At 66.4% G+C, this 20,227-nt stretch carries 15 protein-coding genes; 4 read left to right on the top strand and 11 right to left on the bottom strand.

Annotated features, from left to right (window positions below; all coding sequences use genetic code 11):
• Positions 1-140 precede the first annotated feature (140 nt).
• Entirely contained in the window at positions 141-1,175 is a 1,035-nt protein-coding gene (locus HYG77_RS19645; RefSeq protein ID WP_109333706.1) for a LacI family DNA-binding transcriptional regulator, read from the top strand.
• On the opposite strand, the gene HYG77_RS19640 is transcribed toward HYG77_RS19645, so the two are convergent.
• The 11 genes from HYG77_RS19640 to HYG77_RS19590 form a co-directional block, all read right to left on the bottom strand.
• Positions 1,176-2,699: an acyl-CoA synthetase gene (locus tag HYG77_RS19640; protein ID WP_109333708.1), complete on the bottom strand. Its 1,524-nt coding sequence runs from the start codon at positions 2,697-2,699 to the stop codon at positions 1,176-1,178. It abuts the gene before it with no gap.
• 56 nt (positions 2,700-2,755) lie between these two features.
• On the bottom strand, positions 2,756-3,538 hold the full coding sequence (locus HYG77_RS19635) for an enoyl-CoA hydratase (protein ID WP_208960305.1): 783 nt from the start codon (positions 3,536-3,538) through the stop codon (positions 2,756-2,758).
• Between the two features lie 43 nt (positions 3,539-3,581).
• Positions 3,582-4,772: a fumarylacetoacetase gene (gene fahA, locus HYG77_RS19630; RefSeq protein ID WP_208960304.1), complete on the bottom strand. Its 1,191-nt coding sequence runs from the start codon at positions 4,770-4,772 to the stop codon at positions 3,582-3,584.
• Positions 4,769-5,659 (bottom strand): hypothetical protein, encoded by an 891-nt coding sequence (locus HYG77_RS19625; RefSeq protein ID WP_208963449.1) that lies wholly within the window; start codon positions 5,657-5,659, stop codon positions 4,769-4,771. Before HYG77_RS19625 ends, fahA begins: the two co-directional genes overlap by 4 nt.
• Complete coding sequence (locus HYG77_RS19620; protein ID WP_208960303.1) at positions 5,626-6,825, bottom strand: homogentisate 1,2-dioxygenase domain-containing protein; 1,200 nt, start codon at positions 6,823-6,825, stop codon at positions 5,626-5,628. Before HYG77_RS19620 ends, HYG77_RS19625 begins: the two co-directional genes overlap by 34 nt.
• Positions 6,826-6,920: 95 nt before the next feature.
• Positions 6,921-7,475: a MarR family transcriptional regulator gene (locus HYG77_RS19615; RefSeq protein ID WP_109333715.1), complete on the bottom strand. Its 555-nt coding sequence runs from the start codon at positions 7,473-7,475 to the stop codon at positions 6,921-6,923.
• Between the two features lie 142 nt (positions 7,476-7,617).
• Positions 7,618-9,183: a polyamine aminopropyltransferase gene (locus HYG77_RS19610; protein WP_208960302.1), complete on the bottom strand. Its 1,566-nt coding sequence runs from the start codon at positions 9,181-9,183 to the stop codon at positions 7,618-7,620.
• A gap of 4 nt (positions 9,184-9,187) precedes the next feature.
• Positions 9,188-9,658, bottom strand: coding sequence for a DUF350 domain-containing protein (locus HYG77_RS19605; protein ID WP_109333719.1), 471 nt, complete (start codon positions 9,656-9,658; stop codon positions 9,188-9,190).
• 28 nt (positions 9,659-9,686) lie between these two features.
• Positions 9,687-10,109 carry a DUF4247 domain-containing protein gene (locus HYG77_RS19600; RefSeq protein ID WP_208960301.1) on the bottom strand — a complete coding sequence of 141 codons (423 nt, stop codon included), beginning with the start codon at positions 10,107-10,109 and terminating at the stop codon, positions 9,687-9,689.
• On the bottom strand, positions 10,097-10,603 hold the full coding sequence (locus HYG77_RS19595; protein WP_208960300.1) for a DUF2617 family protein: 507 nt from the start codon (positions 10,601-10,603) through the stop codon (positions 10,097-10,099). The genes HYG77_RS19600 and HYG77_RS19595 overlap by 13 nt, the downstream gene beginning before the upstream one ends.
• The gene (locus HYG77_RS19590) at positions 10,600-11,196 is read right to left on the bottom strand and encodes a DUF4178 domain-containing protein (RefSeq protein ID WP_208960299.1); all 597 of its coding nucleotides are present in this window, start codon (positions 11,194-11,196) and stop codon (positions 10,600-10,602) included. Before HYG77_RS19590 ends, HYG77_RS19595 begins: the two co-directional genes overlap by 4 nt.
• 197 nt (positions 11,197-11,393) lie before the next feature.
• On the opposite strand from HYG77_RS19590, the gene HYG77_RS19585 reads away from it, so the two are divergent.
• The 3 genes from HYG77_RS19585 to HYG77_RS19575 are packed head-to-tail and all read left to right on the top strand — an operon-like array spanning position 11,394 to position 20,219.
• Entirely contained in the window at positions 11,394-12,041 is a 648-nt protein-coding gene (locus tag HYG77_RS19585; protein ID WP_109333727.1) for an isochorismatase family protein, read from the top strand.
• A gap of 58 nt (positions 12,042-12,099) precedes the next feature.
• Positions 12,100-19,158, top strand: a complete 7,059-nt coding sequence (locus HYG77_RS19580; protein WP_208960298.1) for a non-ribosomal peptide synthetase — start codon at positions 12,100-12,102, stop codon at positions 19,156-19,158.
• A complete protein-coding gene (locus HYG77_RS19575; protein WP_208960297.1) occupies positions 19,155-20,219 on the top strand; it encodes an iron-siderophore ABC transporter substrate-binding protein in 1,065 nt (354 codons plus the stop codon). Before HYG77_RS19580 ends, HYG77_RS19575 begins: the two co-directional genes overlap by 4 nt.
• Positions 20,220-20,227: the final 8 nt, after the last annotated feature.

Raw genomic sequence — 20,227 nt, 5'->3', positions numbered from 1 at the left:
CGGGGCCGGTGGGGCTGGTGTGCAAACGTTCGCAAGAACGATTGCACGAACGATTTCGTCACGTAGACTAGGGCGCGTTTCCGATTGCCGTCAACCACGCGGCAGGCCGTACCCCCCACCCCCGAGCGCGAGGATTGCCTGTGAACTTGCCGGACCGCCCGACACGCACCTCCGGGCGTCCGCCGACCCTCCGAGAGATCGCGGAACGCGCCGGGGTCCACGTGTCGACGGCGTCTCGCGTGCTCAGGCAGCCCGAACCCGCGGACGGCTGGTCGGAGGCCGCGATACGGGTCCGCGAGGTGGCGGTCGAACTCGGCTACCAGCCGAATCTGTGGGCGGCCAGCCTGCGGACGCGCAAGACCACCACCCTCGGTGTCGTCATGCCGCGGCTCACCGACGGCGTGGTCGCGACCATGTTCCAGGGCATCGAGGAGACTGCCACGGCCGCAGGATATTCGGTCCTGTTGTCCAGCCCGCCGGACGATCTCGACGCCCAGCGCAAAGCCATCGAGTTCCTCGTCAGCAGGCAGGTGGACGGGCTGCTGCTCAGCAGCCTGCACAGCCCCGGACAGGAGTTCGTCGAATCACTGTCGGTGGGTGCGCTGCCGATGCTCCAACTCAACCGGCATGCCGACGTCGGCCTGCCGTTCGTGTCCGGTGACGACCACCGGGGCGGATACCTCGCCGGCCGGCACCTCCTCGATCGGGGTTTCACCGACGTCGCCGTCATCGCGGGGCCCGAGCACGCCAGCACCTCCCGCGGCCGGGTGGCCGGATTCCGCGACGCGCTGGCCGAAGACGGGATCGCACTGCCCCCGGACCGCCTCGTCCGCTCGGACTTCGACGTGTCGGGTGGCGTCGAAGCCGCCGGCATCCTGCTCGACCGCGACGCACGTCCCGACGCGATTTTCACTGTCAGCGACACCATCGCCATCGGTGTTCTGGGTGTCGCCCGCGACCTCGGTCTGCGCATACCGGACGACCTCGCACTGGTCGGCTACAACGACATTCCGGTGGTCGCCCAGCTACCGGTGCCGCTGACGACGGTGCGATCACCGGCCCGTCTCATCGGAGCGACAGGCGTGCGTCACCTGCTGTCGCTGATCGCCGGTCACGACGTGGAGTCGGTGCAACTTCCCGTCGAACTCGTCGAGAGGGCGTCGACCAGGCGGTGATCAGAGCGTCACTCTCAGTTCCCGTTTGAGCAACTTGCCGCTTTGATTGCGGGGCAGTTCGTCGACGAAGACCACCTGCTTCGGCACCTTGAACGGCGCGATGCGCTCCTTGACGTGCGCGATGAGCCCGTCGGGTGTCACTCCGGTCGCGTTCTCCCGCAGCACCACCACCGCGGTGATCGCCTCGATCCATTTGTCGTCCGGCGTCCCGATGACGGCCACCTCGGCGACGTCCGGATGCGTGTAGACGGCGTCCTCGACCTCCCGCGAGGCCACGAGAATGCCGCCGGTGTTGATGACGTCCTTGATACGGTCGACCACGGTGATATAACCGTCCGCGTCGCGCGTGACCAGGTCGCCCGAGTGAAACCAGCCGTCACGGAAGGCTTCTGCCGTGGCATCGGGGTTGTCCCAGTACCCCAGACACAGCTGGGGTGAACGGTAGAGGACCTCACCGGGGGTGCCGTCCGGGACGTCATTGCCGTCCGGATCCACCACCCGCGTCTCGACGAAGAACACTGCCTTGCCACACGACGACGGCCGATCCTCGTGCTCCTCCGGTTGCAGCACCGTGGCCAGCGGACCGATCTCGGACTGCCCGAAACAGTTGTAGAAACCGAGGTCGGGGTAGCGTTCACGCAGCCGGTTCAGCACCGTCACCGGCATGATCGACGCGCCGTACTGTGCCTTCTTCAGCGAGGACAGGTCGCGTGTCTCCAGATCCGGATGTCCGGCGAGCGGCACCCACACCGTCGGGGCGAGAAACAGCGATCCGATGCGATCGTCCTCTATTCGCCGCAGAATCTCCGGGATGTCCGGAGCCTGCATGAGATTTACCGAAGCTCCCACCGACAGGTAGGGCAACATGAAGACGTGCATGCCCGCCGAGTGATAGAGCGGCATGCAGATCAACGGGTTGTCGCCGTCGTTCAGCGCGAGCGCGATCACGGAAGACACGTACTCGCACACGAGACCACCATGAGTCATCATGGCGCCCTTCGGCTTCGATGTCGTGCCCGACGTGTACAGCAATTGGGCCAGGTCGGTAGAGGCGACCGGCTCCGCGAGGACGGGTACGTCACCGGAACTGCTGTGCGACAGCAGGGAACCCTCGGCGTCGCGCAGGGGTACGACATGGCGCAGGTCGAGCCCATCGCGAACGGAGTCGAGTGTTCCCGCCAGCGCCGGGTCCACGAGTGCCGCACTGCTGCCGGACTGCGACACCAGGTAGGTCAGCTCGTCACCCTTCAGTGCGTAGTTGACGGGTACGTGCACCAGACCGGCACGCGCACAGGCAAGGAACCCGATGACGTAGGCATCCGAATTGGTGCCGTACGCGGCGACGCGTTCCCCCGTCCGAAGCCCGAGGGACTGCAGGTACGCGGCGGCCCGGCTCACCGCGTCGTCGAGTTCGCGGTACGTCCACGTGCGCTCCTCGAAGAGCAGAGCCGTGCGGTCGGGGAACTTGGCTGCCGAGCGCCGGAGCACTCCGTCGACGGTATCGGTATGCGGATCCAGACTCATACCCGAAGGTTATAGGACGTCCAACTATGCCGCCTGAGGTTTCACCATGCCGACGCCTACTTCCCCCGCCACTGCGGGGCCCGCTTCTCGACGAACGCCTGCATGCCTTCCTGCGCGTCACACGTGACGGCGTTGGCCGCCATCGTGTCGGCCATGGCCTCGTACGCCTGGTTCTGCGGCAATTCGATCTGCCGATAGAAGGCCTGCTTGCCGATTTTCACCGTCAGTGGACTTGCCTTCGTGATCTTCCTGGCGAGGGCATTGGTCTCGTCCGCGAGCTTCGCCGCGGGGACAACTATATTGACCAGCCCCCAGTCCGCGGCCGTCGCCGCGTCGATCGTGTCGCCGGTGAGGAGCATCTGCAGCGCCCGCTTCCGCCCGATCGCGCGGCTGAGCGCCACCATCGGAGTCGAGCAGAACAGTCCGATCTTCACACCCGGAGTCCCGAATACTGCGTCCGACGACGCCACCACGAGGTCGCACGACGCGGCCAACTGACAGCCTGCCGCGACAGCGGCACCCTGCACCGACGCGATCACCGGCTGCGGGATGTCCTGAACCGTCTGCATCATTTCCACGCAGGTGTCGAAGATGGCCTGCTCGTCCTCGAGGGTGCGACCGATCATCTCCTTCAGGTCGTGTCCCGCGGAGAAAACCGGTCCTTCAGCCCTGATGACGACGACGCGGGTGGTGTCGTCGCCGCCCAGTTTCCGAAGCGCTGCGGCAACCTCCCGCATCGCCTCGGACGACAGCGGGTTGCGCTGTTCGGGCCGATTCAGGGTGAGGAACGCGACGCCGTTGTCCGGCTCGACGGTGGTGTCCACGAAGTTCTGGGTCATGCCTACTGCCTACCACCTGTGAGTACTTGTTAACCGTCCGCGGTTAAGAAGTACTCACAGGTGGTGTTGCCGGCAGAATACGACCGCGGACGTCACCGAAGCCGATGCGACTGCCGTTCGGGCCCGGCGCGGTGGCGGAGATGACGATATCGTCGCCGTCCTCGAGGAAGGTACGGGTCTCGTCGCCGACCTGGACCGGTTCCTTGCCACCCCAGGTGAGTTCGATGAAGGCACCGCGCTGATTCTTCTCGGGACCCGAGATGGTGCCCGACGCGAACAGGTCGCCGGTACTGGCGGTGGCACCGTTGACAGTGGTGTGTGCGAGCATCTGCGCAGGCGACCAGTACATCTGCGCGTACGGCGGCCGCGACACCACGTGCCCGTTCCACTCGACGGTCAGATCGATGTCGAGGCCCCACTTCTCCTCGCCCCGCAGGTACGGTAGCGGCTCCGGATCCTGGGTCGGGGTGTCGATGCGAGCGGCCTCGAGGGCGAGTAGCGGCACCACCCACGGCGAGATGGAGGTGGCGAAGCTCTTGCCGAGAAACGGGCCGAGCGGCACGTATTCCCACGCCTGGATGTCGCGGGCGGACCAGTCGTTGACGACCACGGCGCCGAACACGTGCTGCGCGAACTGGTCCGGTGTGATGGTTTCCCCCAGCTTCGTCGGGATGCCGACGAGGAAGCCCATCTCCGCCTCGATATCGAGGCGGAGGGACGGACCGAAGTCGGGGGCGTCCTGCGCCGGGGCCTTGCGCTGCCCACACGGCCGGATGACGTCGGTGCCCGACACGACGACGGTGCTCGACCGACCGTGGTACCCGACCGGCAGATGCTTCCAGTTGGGCATCAGCGGCTCGGAGTCGGGCCGGAACAGCCGTCCGAGATTCGTGGCATGGTTTTCGGACGCGTAGAAGTCGACGTAGTCCGCCACATCCACCGGCAGATGCATGGTGACCTCGTCGACCGCGAACACGGCAGCCGCGTCGACGTCTCCCTGCACCAGTTCGGTGATCTGCCGTCGGACCTCCACCCACCGGCCCCTGCCCTGCGCCATGAAGGCGTTGAGGGTCGGCTGCGCGAAGACGGCGTCGCCGAGTGCGACGGCGAGATCCACGACGGAATCCCCCACCCGCACTCCGACCCGTGGGGCCGAGTCCGCGGTCGAGAACACGCCGTACGGCAGGTTGTCGATCCCGAAAAGCGAATCGTCGGGGATGTCGAGCGTGGTCATGCGGAGGTTCCCTGTTCTGTGGAGAGGACGGACGACGGAACGAGCTGCAGCCCGACGAGGTCTTCGAGCGGCTCGAGGACGCTGCAGGTTCCGAAGGAACGGAACGAGGAGCGGACGGCTTCGACCACGTCGTCGGAGAGGTCACCGAGCTCCTGCGCGAGAAGTGCGCCGTCGCGTTCGGCGAGTGTCGCGGCGAGTTGGGTGACGGTGCCACCGCCGAGTGCGTGCCTGGTGGCGAGCAGCACGTTGAGGAAGCCGTGCTGCTCGAACCCGGTGTCCGGATCCGTGTTCCGCACGGCATGGTGGAGTCCGGCCGTCGCTTTGAAAGGGACCCCGGTCGCGACCACGGTGTGGATGGCGGCCGCGAGTTCACCTTCGTCCGGGTAGGCCTCCGCAACGACACCGCCTGTACGGAACTTTGCCGAGACCGACGTACCCACGAGTGCGGCCAGCACATCAGGACGCCTCTCGTCGCGTGGAATCTCGACGAACACATCGAGTCCGGCCGTCAAGGTCTCGAGGGCCTGCACTGCGGTCATGAAGTCCGCGGCCGACTGCTCCGCCGGAACCGCGATTTCGAGGGCAACCGGGGTGACTCCCTCCACCGCGGCAATGCGCGTGAGCGCGGCCTCGAGAGTGGCAGGGCCGCCCGGGAGAGTAAGACTCACGTCGAGCTCGGCCGGGGTGAGTTCGTTCACCCGGGACGCCGGAAAGACGAACGGTCCGACCAGGTCTGCGTACGACGACGTCCGGTGACGTGTGTGCGCGGGGATGGCATCGGGCAAGGGCGCATTGCCGGGGGGGAACAGGGCGGCGTCGTCGCACAGACCAGTGAAGAGCGCGGGAATTCCGATCACTGCGCCGGCCCCCGTCCCGCCCAGGTCCAGGCGTAGCCCGAGTCCTCGCACGCCAGCGCTCCTTCGCCGAGCTCGAGGGGCCGGAAGGTGTCGACCATGACCGCGAGTTCGTCGAAGAACTCGGCCCCGATGCTGCGTTCGTAAGCACCGGGTTGCGGACCGTGGGCATGCCCGCCGGGATGGACGGAGATGGAACCCGGTCCGATGCCGGAACCCTTGCGGGCCTCGTAGTCGCCGCCGCAGTAGAACATGATTTCGTCGGAGTCCACGTTGGAGTGGTAGTACGGCACCGGAATCGACAACGGGTGGTAGTCGACCTTGCGGGGCACGAAGTTACAGATGACGAAGTTGTTGCCCTCGAACGCCTGATGCGCCGGCGGCGGCTGGTGCACGCGCCCGGTGATGGGCTCGTAGTCGGAGATGTTGAAGGTATACGGGTAGAGGCATCCGTCCCACCCGATCACGTCGAATGGGTGGTTGGCGTACACCATCCGGGTGCCGACGATGCCGTGCGAGGTGCGGTGCTTGACGAGCACCTCGACGTCGGTGCCCTCGGCCTGCAATGTCTCGCCGGGACCGTGGAGGTCGCGTTCACAATATGGTGCGTGCTCGAGTAGCTGCCCGAACCGAGACAGGTAACGCTTCGGCGGGACGATGTGACTGTTGGCCTCGATTGCGTAGGCGCGCAACGGGTCCGGACCGGTCGAAATCCACCGATGGGTGGTCGACATCGGGATCAGGACGTAGTCGCCCTGCTTCGCCTCGAGCGCACCGAAAACGGTTTCCACTGTGGCCGCGCCGGATTCGACGTACACCATCTCGTCGCCGAGAGCGTTGCGGTAGAGCGGCGATTCCTTGCCGGCGACGACATACGAGATGCGCACGTCGCCGTTGCCGAGGATCAACCGACGTCCGGTTACGACGTCGGTTTCCGCCCATACCGACTCCGGGAAGAGGTCGTGAAGCTTCAGGTGCCTCGGCGAGAGCGGATGGTTGGGCGTCGTGGTCTGATCTGGCAGCTCCCACACCGTGGCGTCGACGATCGCCGAGGGAATGTGCCGGTGATACAGCAGCGACGAATCGGAGGAGAAGCCCTCCTCGCCCATCAACTCCTCGAAGTAGAGCTGACCGTCCTCGTCACGGTGCTGCGTGTGCCGCTTCGGCGGGATGTTGCCCGCCTGCCGATAGAACGCCATGACCGGCCTCCTCGATGTGTCGTCGCTTAGTAAACACATTAACTAGTTTGAGGGCGTGATGGCAAGCACAGGCCGATAACGACGCCAGGAAGGATCTAGTTGCGTCCGCGAACGTCGAACTGGCTACGGTTGGTGATCAACTTGTCGAGCAGCATGACGAGGATGCGCTGCTCAGGTTCGGTGAGCACGCTCGCCCACGCATGTTCGCGCTCATTCTGCTCACGATAGATCTCCCCGATCTCCCGGCGACCGCGCTCGGTGAGCGACAGCTGCACCGATCGGCCGTCCCGCTCATCGGGTGTTCGTTCCATCAGACCGGCGCCGACCAGCGACTTCGTGAGATTGGAGACCGCAGCCCGACTCATGCCGGTGAGCTCGGCCGCACTCTTCGCATCGATCGGCCCGGCCAGCCAGGTGACGAACATCAGCCGGAACGACGACCACGACAGCCCCCGCGGACGGTGGATCGACGACTCGAGGTCGTAGGTCACCACATTGGACGCCCGGTTCAGCGTGAGCAGAACCTGCGTCGCCAGTTGGTGCGTCGATCCGTACTCGGTGCTCAAACGCCGATTGGCCAGTTCGATGAACGACCAGAAGTCGAGGCGCTCGGGCACCTCGACAGGCACCGGCGCAGCGTCATCGCTCATGAGGAAACCCTATCGCGACCGGGTGGCGGGCCGACTGCCCGCCACTGTCGCTTTTAGTATATCTATGAACTAACTGCGCCCCGTGAGTACTTATTAACACTCGGTGGTTAAGAAGTACTCACAGGCGGCGGAGCCGCAGCGCTCAGCGCTGGTAACCCCTACGCATGTCATCGACGATGCGCGGCCTGTCAAGCGTGGAGGGCTCGAGTTCGCGCGGGGGTCGGTCGCGGGAAAAGACCGCGGACGCCGCGAGAGTGGGGCCGTCGAGGAATCGCAGCTCGGGCGCGTCCGACGGGAGGCGTAGCGACGGCGCCTCGGACTCCGGGGAGGCGAGGACGAACCCCCAGTCGCCGAAGCTGGGCACCAGTACGTGGTACGGCGTGACACTCAGGCCCGCCGACGCGACTGTGGAGGTGGTCCGCCAGAACGCGTCCGGTGTCGAATAGGGGCTTCCCGCTTGCACGACCATCAGGCCTCCGGGTTCGAGCGCCCGGGCCGCGAGCCCGTAGAACTCGGTGGAGTACAGGCGTCCGAGCGCCGGGGTGTCGGGATCCGGAAGATCGACGATGACGGCGTCGAAGCCGGTGACGGGTGGATCCCGCAGCCACCGGAAGGCGTCGTCGATCACCACGTGCACGCGAGGATCCTGCAGTGCACCCTCGTTGAGGTCGGCGAGGCGGGTGGTGGCGAGTTCGATCACGGCGGGGTCGAGTTCTACTTGCACGATCTCTCGCACGCCGTTCAGCCGCAGTACTTCCCGGGCGGCGAGACCGTCACCCCCGCCGAGGATCAGCACCCTTTCCGGGTTGCGGGCCATCGCCGGGTAGACCAGGGATTCGGTATAGCGGTGCTCGTCGGCACTCGAGAACTGGAGGTCGCCGTCGAGGAACAGACGCACGTCCCCGCCGCGTTCGGTGATGACGATTTCCTGGTACTGCGACCGTTCGGCGGCCACCACCGGGTCGGTGTACAGCCGTTGCCGTGATGTGGTTTCGATATTGTCGGCGCGCACCAGCAACACGGCGATACTTGTGGCCGCCACGAGCAGTGCGACCACCGCGAGCAGTCGGGTGCGCACGCTCAGCTGCCACCTCAACAGGATCAGCGCCACGACCGCAGCCGCCACGAGGTTGATGATCCCAGTGATGGCGGCGCCGCGAATCATGCCGGCGATCGGAAGTAGGACGAACGGCCACAGCAATCCCCCGACGAGTGCGCCCGCGTAGTCGGCAGCGTTCAGGTCGGCCAGCACCTTGCCCGTCGTTTCGGCGTCGTTGTCGCTCCGCCCCGACTGCAGCAGAGTCATCAGCAGGGGCACTTCGGCGCCCACCAGGACACCGATGAGCGCTGTGGCGAGGACGAGAACGACTGCGCTGGAACCGAAGAACGTGAACGTCACATACAGCGTGACTGCGCTGAATCCCCCGGCGAGGCCCAGCACGATCTCCACGGCGACGAACGACACGGCGGCATGGGAGAGCAGTGGTTTTGCTGCGAGAGCGCCCACACCCAGGGCGGCCACGAATCCGGCAACGATCAGGGAGGTCTGGGTGATGCCGCCGCCGGTGAGGCTGATCGAGAGGGTGAGCAATGCCAGTTCGTAGATCAAACCGCAGGCGGCGCAGGCGGCGACCGCCGCGAGCAGGAGGACGCGGGAACGTCCGTCGAGCGCCCGCTTCGCCTCGGACTGTGCCGCCACCGCTGTCATCGGTTCAGGTGAGCGCGGCGGCGTTGACGAGCCCGATGGCGAAGAGCGACGTTCCGACCGCCCACGCGGCACCACACATCTTCGGGTTGCCGACCAGTTCGACGAGCCGCCCCGGCAGTAGGCGGTTCATGAGACGCAACGCGATCAACTGCAGGAGCACTCCGAACAGACCGTAGACCGCGGAATCGGCGAGCCCCTGGGCGAACCCGTCGTCGCTCGTGAGGATGGCCGAGACGACGATGACGGCGAGAGCAAGGTGGTTGGACGCGAGCAGGATGGCCGCATTCGGGTTCTTGTCGATATACACCTGGTGCCGAAGGTTGCCGGGCGTGGCCAGGTCGAGAACCAGGAAGCCGACCCCGAGGACGGCGATCCCGACCACGAAGTACGCCAGGGTTCCGAGCATGCCGACGACGAGGAGCCCGGCGTCGACGGTGCCGATTTCGGTGGCTGCGGCCGTATAGGTGATGTTCACGCACTACTCCCGAGTTGTAGGTCGATGGTCATTTGGCATCGCCGGATCCGCCACTGCCGCCCGCGCCGCCGGCCGGTGAGCCGGGGTTGAATCCGGGCCCCAGGTAGGCGAATCCACCGCTTCGGTATCGGCCGTCGATGTCTTCGACGCGGATGAGGCTGCCACCGCCCGGAGCCCCGCTGACGGTGACGATGTCGTCGTCGTAGCGCAGGTACTCGCTGCCACCGTCGGCTTTGCGGGCGGCCGGGGCTTCTTCGCTGACGATTTTCGACACCGTGGTCCCGATGGGGTCCTTGGACGTGTATGTCCTGGCGTCGCCGGAGGTGTTCTGAAGCGCGTACGTGTCTCCGATGAAGTCGCGGATGTTGCCGCCGCAGGCGGTGAGCGCCAGCATCACGAGTAGGAGCGGGGCGATCAGCGCCCGCCTGGCGTTGCGTGTCATGGCTGCCACCTGCTTCGCGTCTCCACGATTACCCCGTCCTTCTCGCCCGGATACAGGTGCCAGGTCTGCCAGGCCCACCCGCCCGCGTGCCCGGACCGTGCGGTCAGGGCCGTCAACGCGGTGGGGTCGCCGGGGAACGATCCGCAGATCCACCCGTCCGCCTCGGTGGCCTGACGGCGCAGCCAGTCGGCGGTCTCTTCGAGGTGGACGCGGTCGACTGTCCGGGTGTCGGACGTGAAGTGGTATCCACTCGCCCTCTCGGACACGGGCAGCGGCTGCCCGCCGGCCCGCACCGCATCACACGACACCTGCTCGGTGATGTGGTGGCCGCCGAGAGAGGCTACGACCGCGTGTGACGCACCGAGCACACCGAGGACGACGGAGTCGTTGCCGTTCACGACGGTGAGTTGTGCCAGCGGAACCGGGATTTCGGCGTTCACGACGAGACCGAGTGCGCGGGCCGTCACATCCCGTGACTCGATGTCCAGGATGTGCAACGTCATTGCGGTGGACCCGAGTGGATAACGGTGAGCTCACTGCGGGTGACGGCTCGGCCTGTGGATACCTCCCACGACTGCGTCCGAGCCCAGCGCTCGAACGACAGCAGTCCGGTCTTGTCGGCGGTCTCGTAATCCGCGTAGTCGACGATGCCGCTGGGCGCCGTCCCGGTAGTGCCTTCCGCGGTGAACGAGGCAGTACCACGCTCGATCTGCCGGTGCACCCGGTCGTCGAGGATGACGTCACCGTTCGGCTCGAGTCCGGTGCCTTCACGCCGCATCCACAGCGTCATCTCGAGGTTGCCCTCGTCGTTCTCGACGGTCAGCCACCGCTGCCCGGTCGAGCCGTCGAGCAGGTGTTCGTGCCAGATGTATCCCTCTTCGTCGAGGGTGATCGTGCCGCGCACCACGTGGTCGATGCCTGCGTACGTGATGATGTCGCCGACACCGATCTTGTACGGGTCGTACACCTCGGGGTAGTCGGCGAGCGGATCGACGCGGACTGGGGGCGCAGACTTCTTGCCTGTCCGGCTCCGCAGAATCAGCACGATGCCGACGATCACGACAACGATCAGCAGCAACAACAGCAGCTTGGTCAACGGTCTCTCCTGGCTCGGCGGCTCCGGCACGTGAGGCCCGTGACCGGCCCCCACCGGTGTGTCACCTTACTGTGCGACGCCTCCTCCGGTCTTCCCCGAGCGCAGAACGTACCGATTGCACAAGCGATGCAACAAAGGTTAGCCTAACCGAATGTCCGAGGGGTTCTTCCAAGGCTCGACCGACAGTGAGGGAATACATGGCCATCCCGCCGATTGCGACGTACCCGATTCCGGATGTTTCCGAAGTACCCGAATCGAAAGTCTCCTGGCGTCTCGACCCTCGACGGTCCGCACTGCTCATCCACGACATGCAGAACTACTTCATCGACGCCTACGACGTGCACTCGGAGCCGATGTCGACCGCGCTCGCCAACATGATCCGGATCCGCGAAGCCTGCTCGCTCGCAGGGATTCCCGTCGTCTACACGATGCAACCGGGCGACCAGCACCCGTCACGACGTGGCATTCTCGCCGATTTCTGGGGACCCGGACTTTCGTCGGGCCGCGACACCGAGGTGATCGAACCGCTGGCACCACGCGCCGGCGACATCCAGGTGACGAAGTGGCGGTATTCGGCATTTCAGCGCACCGACCTCCGGCAGCTGCTGGGCCATCACGGTCGTGATCAGCTGATCGTCACCGGCGTCTACACGCACATGGGGTGCATGCTCAGCGCGGCCGAGGCTTTCATGTCGGATGTCCAACCCTTCCTCGTTTCCGACGCAACCGCGGATTTCAGTCGTGAAGAGCATCTAATGGCATTGACGTACGCGTCCAAGCGATGCGGCTCGGTGCTCACCACCGACGCCCTGGTATCCGCGCTCGCCCCCCTCGAAGTCGGCTGACCACCGCAGAGGTCGCAAGCCGGAAGCCCACGCCGACAAATACCAGGAGCACCGTCAGATGTCCCTCTCGATATCGTCGCCGTCCGCCGCGGAAACTGCGGAGGGCACTACAGCACTGTGTCTGACCGCTGCTCAATGTGAGTTGTGGGCCGGGCATCAGCTCGACGAGACCGGATCGGCCTACACCACAGCCGAGTACGTCGACATCGACGGAACCGTGGACATCGGGGCGCTGACGAAGGCCGTACGCACGCTGATCGACGAGGCCGAGGTGTTATCGGTTCGGTTCGACGCCGAGCCGGATGCCGAACCCGTCGACGTACTGCAACTGCACGATCGCAGTCCCGAGGTCGAGACCTTGGAGCTGAGCCGGGACGCCGCCCTCGAGTGGATGCGGGCGGATGTCCGCCGACCGCTCGACCTCCTCTCGGCCGGTCCGCTGGTGCGCACTGCCGTCATCCGCGTGGACACCGGTGCCCTCTGGTATCTGCGGGCCCCACACGTTCTTCTCGACGCGTACGGTTATTCACTTCTCACGCGCCGGGTGGCCGCCCTCTACACCGCTTTCCACCAGGGCACCGATCCACGGCCCGCCCGTTTTCCCACACTGCGGGATCACGTCGAGCAGGCCCGGCAAGTCGACTCCGCACTGCCCGAACCGGAGCCACGAGCAAGCACTTCCGTCACCTTCACCGACACCACCCGCCGCCCGACTGCGGATCCGCACCGCGTCGCACTCATACTCGGGCCGGACGTGTCGACCGGCTTGCGCGCCTCCGCCTCCGCGCACGGCGCCACGTGGGCGGACGCGGTCTATGCTGCGGCCGCCGGCTACCTCGCCGCCCATACCGGCGCCGACGAGGTGACTCTCCGGGTCCCGGTGCTCGCACGCACAGGCGTGGAACTCACCTCGCCGGTCACCGCGACGAACGTCGTGCCGCTCCGCCTCTCACTCGGCGGACACCCCACCTTCGGCGACGTGATCACCCGGACGACGGCCCAGCTGACGAAAGCGCGCCCGTTCCAGCGGGTCCGGAACACCCATCGGAGTGCAGGTGGCGGGCCGGTGGTCAACGTCAAACCCTTCGATGCGGCTCTACGTTTCGGTCCGTCGCGCGGTGTGATCCATCAGGTGGCCACCGGGCCGGTGGATGACGTGGTGATCTCGGTGACCGGCGCAGGTGACCACCTCACCCTCGAATGGGCCGGAAATCCAGTGGTGTACAGCGCAGACGAGATGCGGGTCCACCTGCACCGGTTCGCGCAGTACCTCGAGCGAATCTCGTCCGCGCCCGGACCGGTAGCGACCGTAGACCTCTGCGCCGACGACGAGTGGGCGCTGTGGCAGTCGTCGGCCGGACTGCACCGGACTCAGCAGCCCGATGCCGATGCCGATGCCGATGGCGAAACCATCGTCTCCTCCTTCCTTGCGCAGGCGGGCCGTCACGCGGATCGTCGGGCGGTGAACGAGCTGACCTACCGGGAACTCGCTTGCTGCAGTGGAATTCTCGCGCGTCGACTTCAGGACGCAGGCGCCGGCCGCGGCACCGTGGTGGCCGTCAGCCTGCCGAGGGGCAGCGACCTGATCGTCGCGATCCTCGCTGTCCTGCGGTGCGGTGCGACCTATCTCCCCATCGATCCCTCGTCACCGGCAGAACGCGTCCGCTTCATCCTCGAGGACGCCGAACCGACTCTGGCCGTCGGCTCCACCGCAGTGCTGGGCCACCTACCCCGCATCGACCACCACGTCGCCGGGACCGCACCGTCGGCCTCCCCGGACAGTACGGTTCGCGCCGACGACATCGCGTACATCATCTACACGTCCGGCTCCACCGGTGTGCCCAAGGGAGTTCCCATCCCGCACCGCAACGTGATGCGCCTGTTCGCGGCGTCCCGTGAGTGGTTCACCTTTACCGCCGACGACTGCTGGCCACTGCTGCACTCGTATGCCTTCGACTTCTCCGTGTGGGAGATGTGGGGAGCCCTGCTCTACGGCGGGCGTCTCGTCACCGTCCCGGAGGATGTCGTCACCTCGCCCGCGGACCTCGCGGCGCTGTTGGTCGACGAAGGTGTCACCGTGCTGAACCAGACACCGTCGGCCTTCGGCCATCTGGTCGACGCACTCGACGCCGAAGGTGCGCGGGAGCGACTTCGCCTGCGCTACGTCGTCTTCGGCGGGGAGGCACTCGATCCTGCCGTTCTGCGTTCCTGGTTCGCCGCGGGCTCGTCTGGTGACACCGAACTGATCAACATGTACGGAATCACCGAGACCACCGTGCATGTCACGGCAGCTCGGGTCGCCGCTCCCGATTCCGTCGACATCGGGGTCCCCCTCGGCGATCTGCGCACCTACGTCCTCGGACCGGGGCTGCGTCCGGTACCGCCGGGCATCACCGGAGAAATCTATGTGTCGGGGCCCGGTGTGTCACCGGGATATCTCGGCCGTCGCGGGCTGACCGCGAGCAGGTTCGTCGCCGACCCGTTCGTGCCGGGCGGGCAACAGATGTACCGCACAGGCGATCTCGCGCGTTACGACGCCACCGGTTCCCTCTACTACCGCGGCCGGATCGACGACCAGATCCAATTGCGTGGGTACCGCGTCGAACTCGGCGAGGTCACGGCCGCGATGACCGCGGTGTCCGGGGTGCGTGCCGCCGTCGCCACCGTGTATGCACCGAAGTCCGGGGACGACAGGATCGTCGGGTATGTCGTGCCCGAACCCGGGACCGATCCGGACGTCATCGAGGACGCGGTGCGGGGGCACCTGATACGCACGCTCCCCGGGTACATGACACCGTCCACGCTGATGCTTCTCGATCGGTTGCCGCTGACGTCCCACGGCAAGGTCGACAAGGCTGCACTGCCGGTTCCGCGCTGGCGTGGGGCATCCGCCGACGGGCCCCGCACGGACACCGAACACCGCATCCTTCCCCTGTTCACCGCTGTGCTCGGGGCCGAGCAGATCGGCATTCACGACGACTTCTTCACTCTGGGCGGCAACTCCCTGCTGGCGGCCGCCCTGGTGTCGTCGATCAGTGCGGAACTCGGTGTCGCGCTGCGTGTCGCGACAATCTTCGACAATCCCACCGTGGCCGCAGTGGCCGCGCGCGTCGACGAGACCGGGAGAACGGGCACCGCCTCCGGCCCCCGGTCCCGGAACATCCCCGAGGGCACGGCTGTGCCATTGTCTCCTGCCCAGGAACGGCTCTGGTTCCTCGACAGCGCCGCGGGCGGCGGAACCTACCTCCTCGGCCTGGCAGTGGACTTCGACGTCGCACCGGATCCCGACGCTCTCGCCCTTGCATTCACGGACGTCGTCACCAGGCATCAGTCGCTGCGTACGGTCTTTCCCCTCGTCGACTCCGTTCCGCAGCAGGTGGTGTTGCCCGCCGAGCAGTCGAAGGTCCGCCTCGAACGGGTCGGCAACATCGGCAACATCGAAGCCCACGTCTCGGCAATGACCACGGTGGGCCTCGGACTGGCCGAGCAACCCCCGCTGCGTGCAGTCCTGTACGAACCGCAGCACACCCTCGTCCTGTTGATTCATCACATCATCGGGGACGAGTGGTCGCAGTCGAAACTGCTCGGCGACCTGACCTTCGCCTACAACGCCCGCCGCGCCGGCCGCCCTCCGGTGTTCGAACCTCTCCCCCTGCAGTATCCGGATGTCGCGGTCTGGCAGCGCGAACGTGCCTCCGGCGGCCGGCTCGACTACTGGGAGAAGCAACTCGCAGGGCTCCCGCTGGAACTCGGCTGGCGCACGGACCGGCCACGCCCAGCGCTGCCGACCCATCGCGGTGCCAGCGTGCACCGCACCTTGCCGCCGTCGCTGCACTCCGCGATCGAAGCGCTCGCGGCGGAGCGGCGCGCCAGTTTCTTCATGATCGTCCACGCCGCAGTCGCGGTGCTGCTGGAGCGACTCGGTGCCGGTGAAGACATCGCACTGGGCGTCCCCGTAGCCGGCCGCAGCCACCCCGACCTCGACGGCATGGTGGGCTGCTTCGTCAACACCGTCGTCCTTCGCACCGATGTGTCGGGGGCTCCCACATTCGACGAGCTGCTCGACCGCGTGCGGAGGGTCGACCTCGAGGCGGTCGACCACTCCGACGTCCCCTTCAACCGCATCGTCGAACTGGTCAACCCACCACGGTCCAGCGCCCGCCATCCGCTGTTCCAGGTGATGCTGTCGCACTGGAAAGACGACGGTTCACTGCAGCGGTTCGACGGCGCGGAGTCGTCGGTGCGGATGCTCGACGCCACGTCCGCGAAATTCGACCTGTCACTTCGCTTCCAGGAACACGCCGGTCAGGGTGGGGTCGACGTGACCATCGAGTACTCCACCGAACTGTTCGACGAGGCGACCGTCGATTCGCTGGCCGATCGCCTCGCCGTGGTGATCGAGCGACTCGTTGCCGGTCATGGCGAATCCATCGCAAGACTCGACATCCTCACCGACGTCGAGCGTGCGCAGGTGCTCGGCACGTGGTCACACCGGGGCCACAGCATCGAGGCCCGCACGTTCGACGAGTACTTCTCCGCGCAGGTGGCCCGCACGCCGGACGCCGAGGCTCTCGCCGTGGGACGCGGTGTCCGGCCGGCGACGTCCCTTTCGTACGGCGAGCTCGACGCGCGTGCGAATATGCTTGCACAGCTGTTGATTGCGCGTGGTGCCGGACCGGGAGACGTGGTCGCCCTCGCGCTCGACCGATCAGCCGAGTTGATCGTCGCCGTTCTCGCCGTGCTGAAGAGCGGTGCCGCCTACCTACCGATCGACCCCACGTATCCGGCGGACCGGATCGCGCACATGCTCGCCGACGGCTCCCCGGTCGCCGTCGTCACCTCGTCCGTCGGGGTACCGGATCGCAGCGCGCTGGGCACCGGCGTTCCGCTGATCGACCTGGACGACCCCGAGGTTGGGACGCTTCTATCCGCGCACCCCGCCGTACCTGTCACGGACCGTGATCGCATCCGGCCACTGCGACTCGATGACGCGGCGTACCTGATCTATACGTCCGGTTCGACGGGTGTGCCGAAGGGCGTCGTGGTTCCGCATCGCGGTATCGCGGACCTGTTGTCGTTGCAGTCGGACGTGATCGGGATGGACTCCACGACCCGGGCACTGCACTTCTCCTCGATCAGTTTCGATCTCGCGTTCTGGCAGATCATGTGGGGACTGCTGTCGGGCGGAACCCTGGTGGTCGCCACGGACGCAGACCGTGTCCCGGGTGAACCGCTCGCGCGCGTCATCCGCGACCACCGCGTGAACTTCGTGGGTGTCCCCCCATCTTTCGCGGCCGCGTTCCCGCCCGAGCACTCGATCCCCGACGGAGTCGATCTCATGCTCGGTGCCGAGAAACTCCCTGCCCAGCTGATCGAGCGGTATGCGCCCGGCCGGCGGCTTTTCAACGCCTACGGTCCCACCGAGTGCACGGTCAATGCCACGCTGGCCCTGGTGCGGCCGGGACACGAGGGCCCGGTACCGATCGGCGTCATCGATCCGGGTAAGCATGCGTACGTATTGGATTCGGGATTGCGGCCGGTGCCACCCGGGGTCTCCGGTGAGCTGTACCTTGCCGGAGCCAGCGTCACCCAGGGCTATCGTCACCAGAGCACCAAGACCGCCGAACGATTCGTCGCCGACCCGTTCGGAGACCCCGGCACCCGCATGTACCGGACATCGGACGTGGTGTGGTGGGGCCGGGACGGGCAGATCTACTTCACCGGCCGCGCCGACACGCAGGTCAAGGTGCGGGGGTTCCGCATCGAACTCAACGAGATCGAGTCCGTGCTCGCCGGCGACCCGGACGTCGAGCACGTCGTGGTCGTGGTGCGTGAGGACCGGCCCGGTGATCAACGCCTGGTCGCGTATGCCACGTCCGTTCCCGGCGGCCGCATCGACCCCGACCAACTGCACCGCCGTGCCGCCAGCCGACTGCCCGACTACATGATTCCCGCGGCATTCACTGCGGTCGAGGAGTTTCCGACCCTCCCGAACGGCAAGCTCGACCAATCGTCGTTACCCGTCCCGCACCTGTCGTTGCAGGTGTCCGAACGCGGTCCGCGCACGGCACGCGAGGAAGTACTGTGCCAGTTGTTCGCCGAGGCGCTCGGCCTCGAGCGAGTCGGTATCGACGACAGCTTCTTCGACCTCGGTGGCCACTCGCTGATGGCCGCTGGGCTGATGAGCGAAGTCTCGAAGCGACTGTCCGTGACCGCGACGGTGGCGTCAATATTCGCCGCGCCGACCGTCGCGCAACTTGCAGGCCGCCTCGACGACGATTCCGACGCCGACGCGCTCGCCGTCCTGCTGCCGTTCCGCACCGAGGGCTCCCGGCCGCCCGTGTTCTGCTTCCACCCTGCAGGCGGGATCAGCTGGGGGTATTCGGGACTGCTGCGGCACATCGACTCCGACTACCCGCTGTACGGGGTGCAGGCGTCGAACCTGTCGACCTCATCCCGCCCACCCGAGTCCCTTCAGGACATGGCCGCCGAGTACCTCGAGCACATGCGCGCGGTGCAACCGACCGGGCCGTACCACCTCCTCGGCTGGTCGCTCGGCGGTGTGGTGGCACACGCCATCGCGGGCGCGCTCCAGGAGCAGGGTGACGAGCTGGGCATGCTGGTGATGCTCGACTCCTTCCCTTCCGACGCCTGGGCGTCCATGCCGACGGAGCAGGACGCGCTGGCCGCACTGCTGTACATGGTCGGGTACGACCCGGAACCGCTTCTCGCGGAGGGACTGACGAGGCAGCAGGTGATCGACATCCTCCGGGGCGAGGGCAGCGCTCTCGCCGGCATCAACGAGCACACCCCCGCTGCGATGATCGACAACTTCGCCAACGCCGTGCGCCTCGAGTCCGAGCCCTCGCAGATCGTCGTCGATTCCGACCTGCTCTTCTTCACGGCGGCACGCAATCCCGCCACTGCGGCCACGCACCGACTCTGGGAGCCCTTCGTGAACGGAACGATCGTCAATCACGACCTCGACTGTGAGCACAAGGACATGACCCAACCCCGCTGGATCGGGGAGGTCGGCACGGTGGTGAACGAGGCACTGGCCGCGTTCGGCTCACGCACCCCACACACCCATCAAGTAAGAGAACAGGGAGATCGATGACAACGTCCGGAAGATATTGGCACAGAGCCGGGATCGTGATGCTCGCGGCAACCGCTCTGCTGGCCGGTGCCTGCAGCGAGTCGACGTCCGACTCGAACGACTCGGCGGCTTCCGCCACCGGACAGGCCGATGCGTCGGCCTTCCCGGTGTCGATTTCGTCGGCACTGGGCACCGCCGAGATCACGGAAGCCCCCGAGCGTGTGATCACGCTCGGCTGGGGCAGCGAAGATGCCGCACTCTCGCTCGGCGTCGTTCCCGTCGCCGTCCAGAACATGAAGTCCGATACCGGAACCGATGACGGCCTCCTGCCGTGGTCACGCGCACGCCTCGAGGAACTCGACCCGAACGCCGAGCCCACCCTGCTGACGGCGTCGAGCAAGGAGATGCCGTACGAGCAGATTGCATCGCTAGATCCCGATGTCATCCTCGCCGTGCACTCGGGACTGAACCAGGAGCAGTTCGACAAGCTGTCGGCCATCGCGCCCACGGTGGCATATCCGGAACGACGCTGGGCGACCAGCTGGGAAGACCAGATCACCACCGTCGGAAAGGCTCTCGGACGGTCCGCGCAGGCCGAGGAACTGGTCACGAAGACGCAGGAGACGCTGGCCGAGCAGAAGTCGCAGCATCCCGAGTTCGCCGGCAAGACCGTGGCGTTCGGTAGCGGCACCGAGCCGGGCTCGTACAACTTCTATTTCGACACCGATCCGCGGCTGAAGATGCTCGTCAGTCTCGGGTTCACCGTCGACCCGCTCGCGCAGCAGCTTCGGGAGGACAACGATCAGACCAAGTTCGCAGCTCCGGTCAGCCTCGAACTGCTGCCCACGTACAACCCGGATGTTCTCCTCGCGTGGTATCTGTCGCCGGAACTGCAGAACGAGGTGCAGTCGAACCCGCTGTTCGCCGGTCTGAAGTCGGTGCGCACCAACTCCTACATCGGCCTGACCGACCCGCCGCTGGTGTTCGCGTCGAGCTCACCGAACGTCCTGAGCATGCCGTGGCTGCTCGACAAGCTGGTTCCGCAGCTCTCGCAGGCCGCGAACAACGTCTCGACCAGCTAGTTCCCCCA

Origin of the sequence: Rhodococcus sp. ZPP (genome assembly GCF_017656075.1) — a bacterium.
Classification (GTDB): Bacteria; Actinomycetota; Actinomycetes; order Mycobacteriales; family Mycobacteriaceae; genus Rhodococcus_F; species Rhodococcus_F oxybenzonivorans.
Note: the sequence above shows the minus strand (reverse complement) of the source record. Positions and strands in the feature narration are given on the sequence as shown.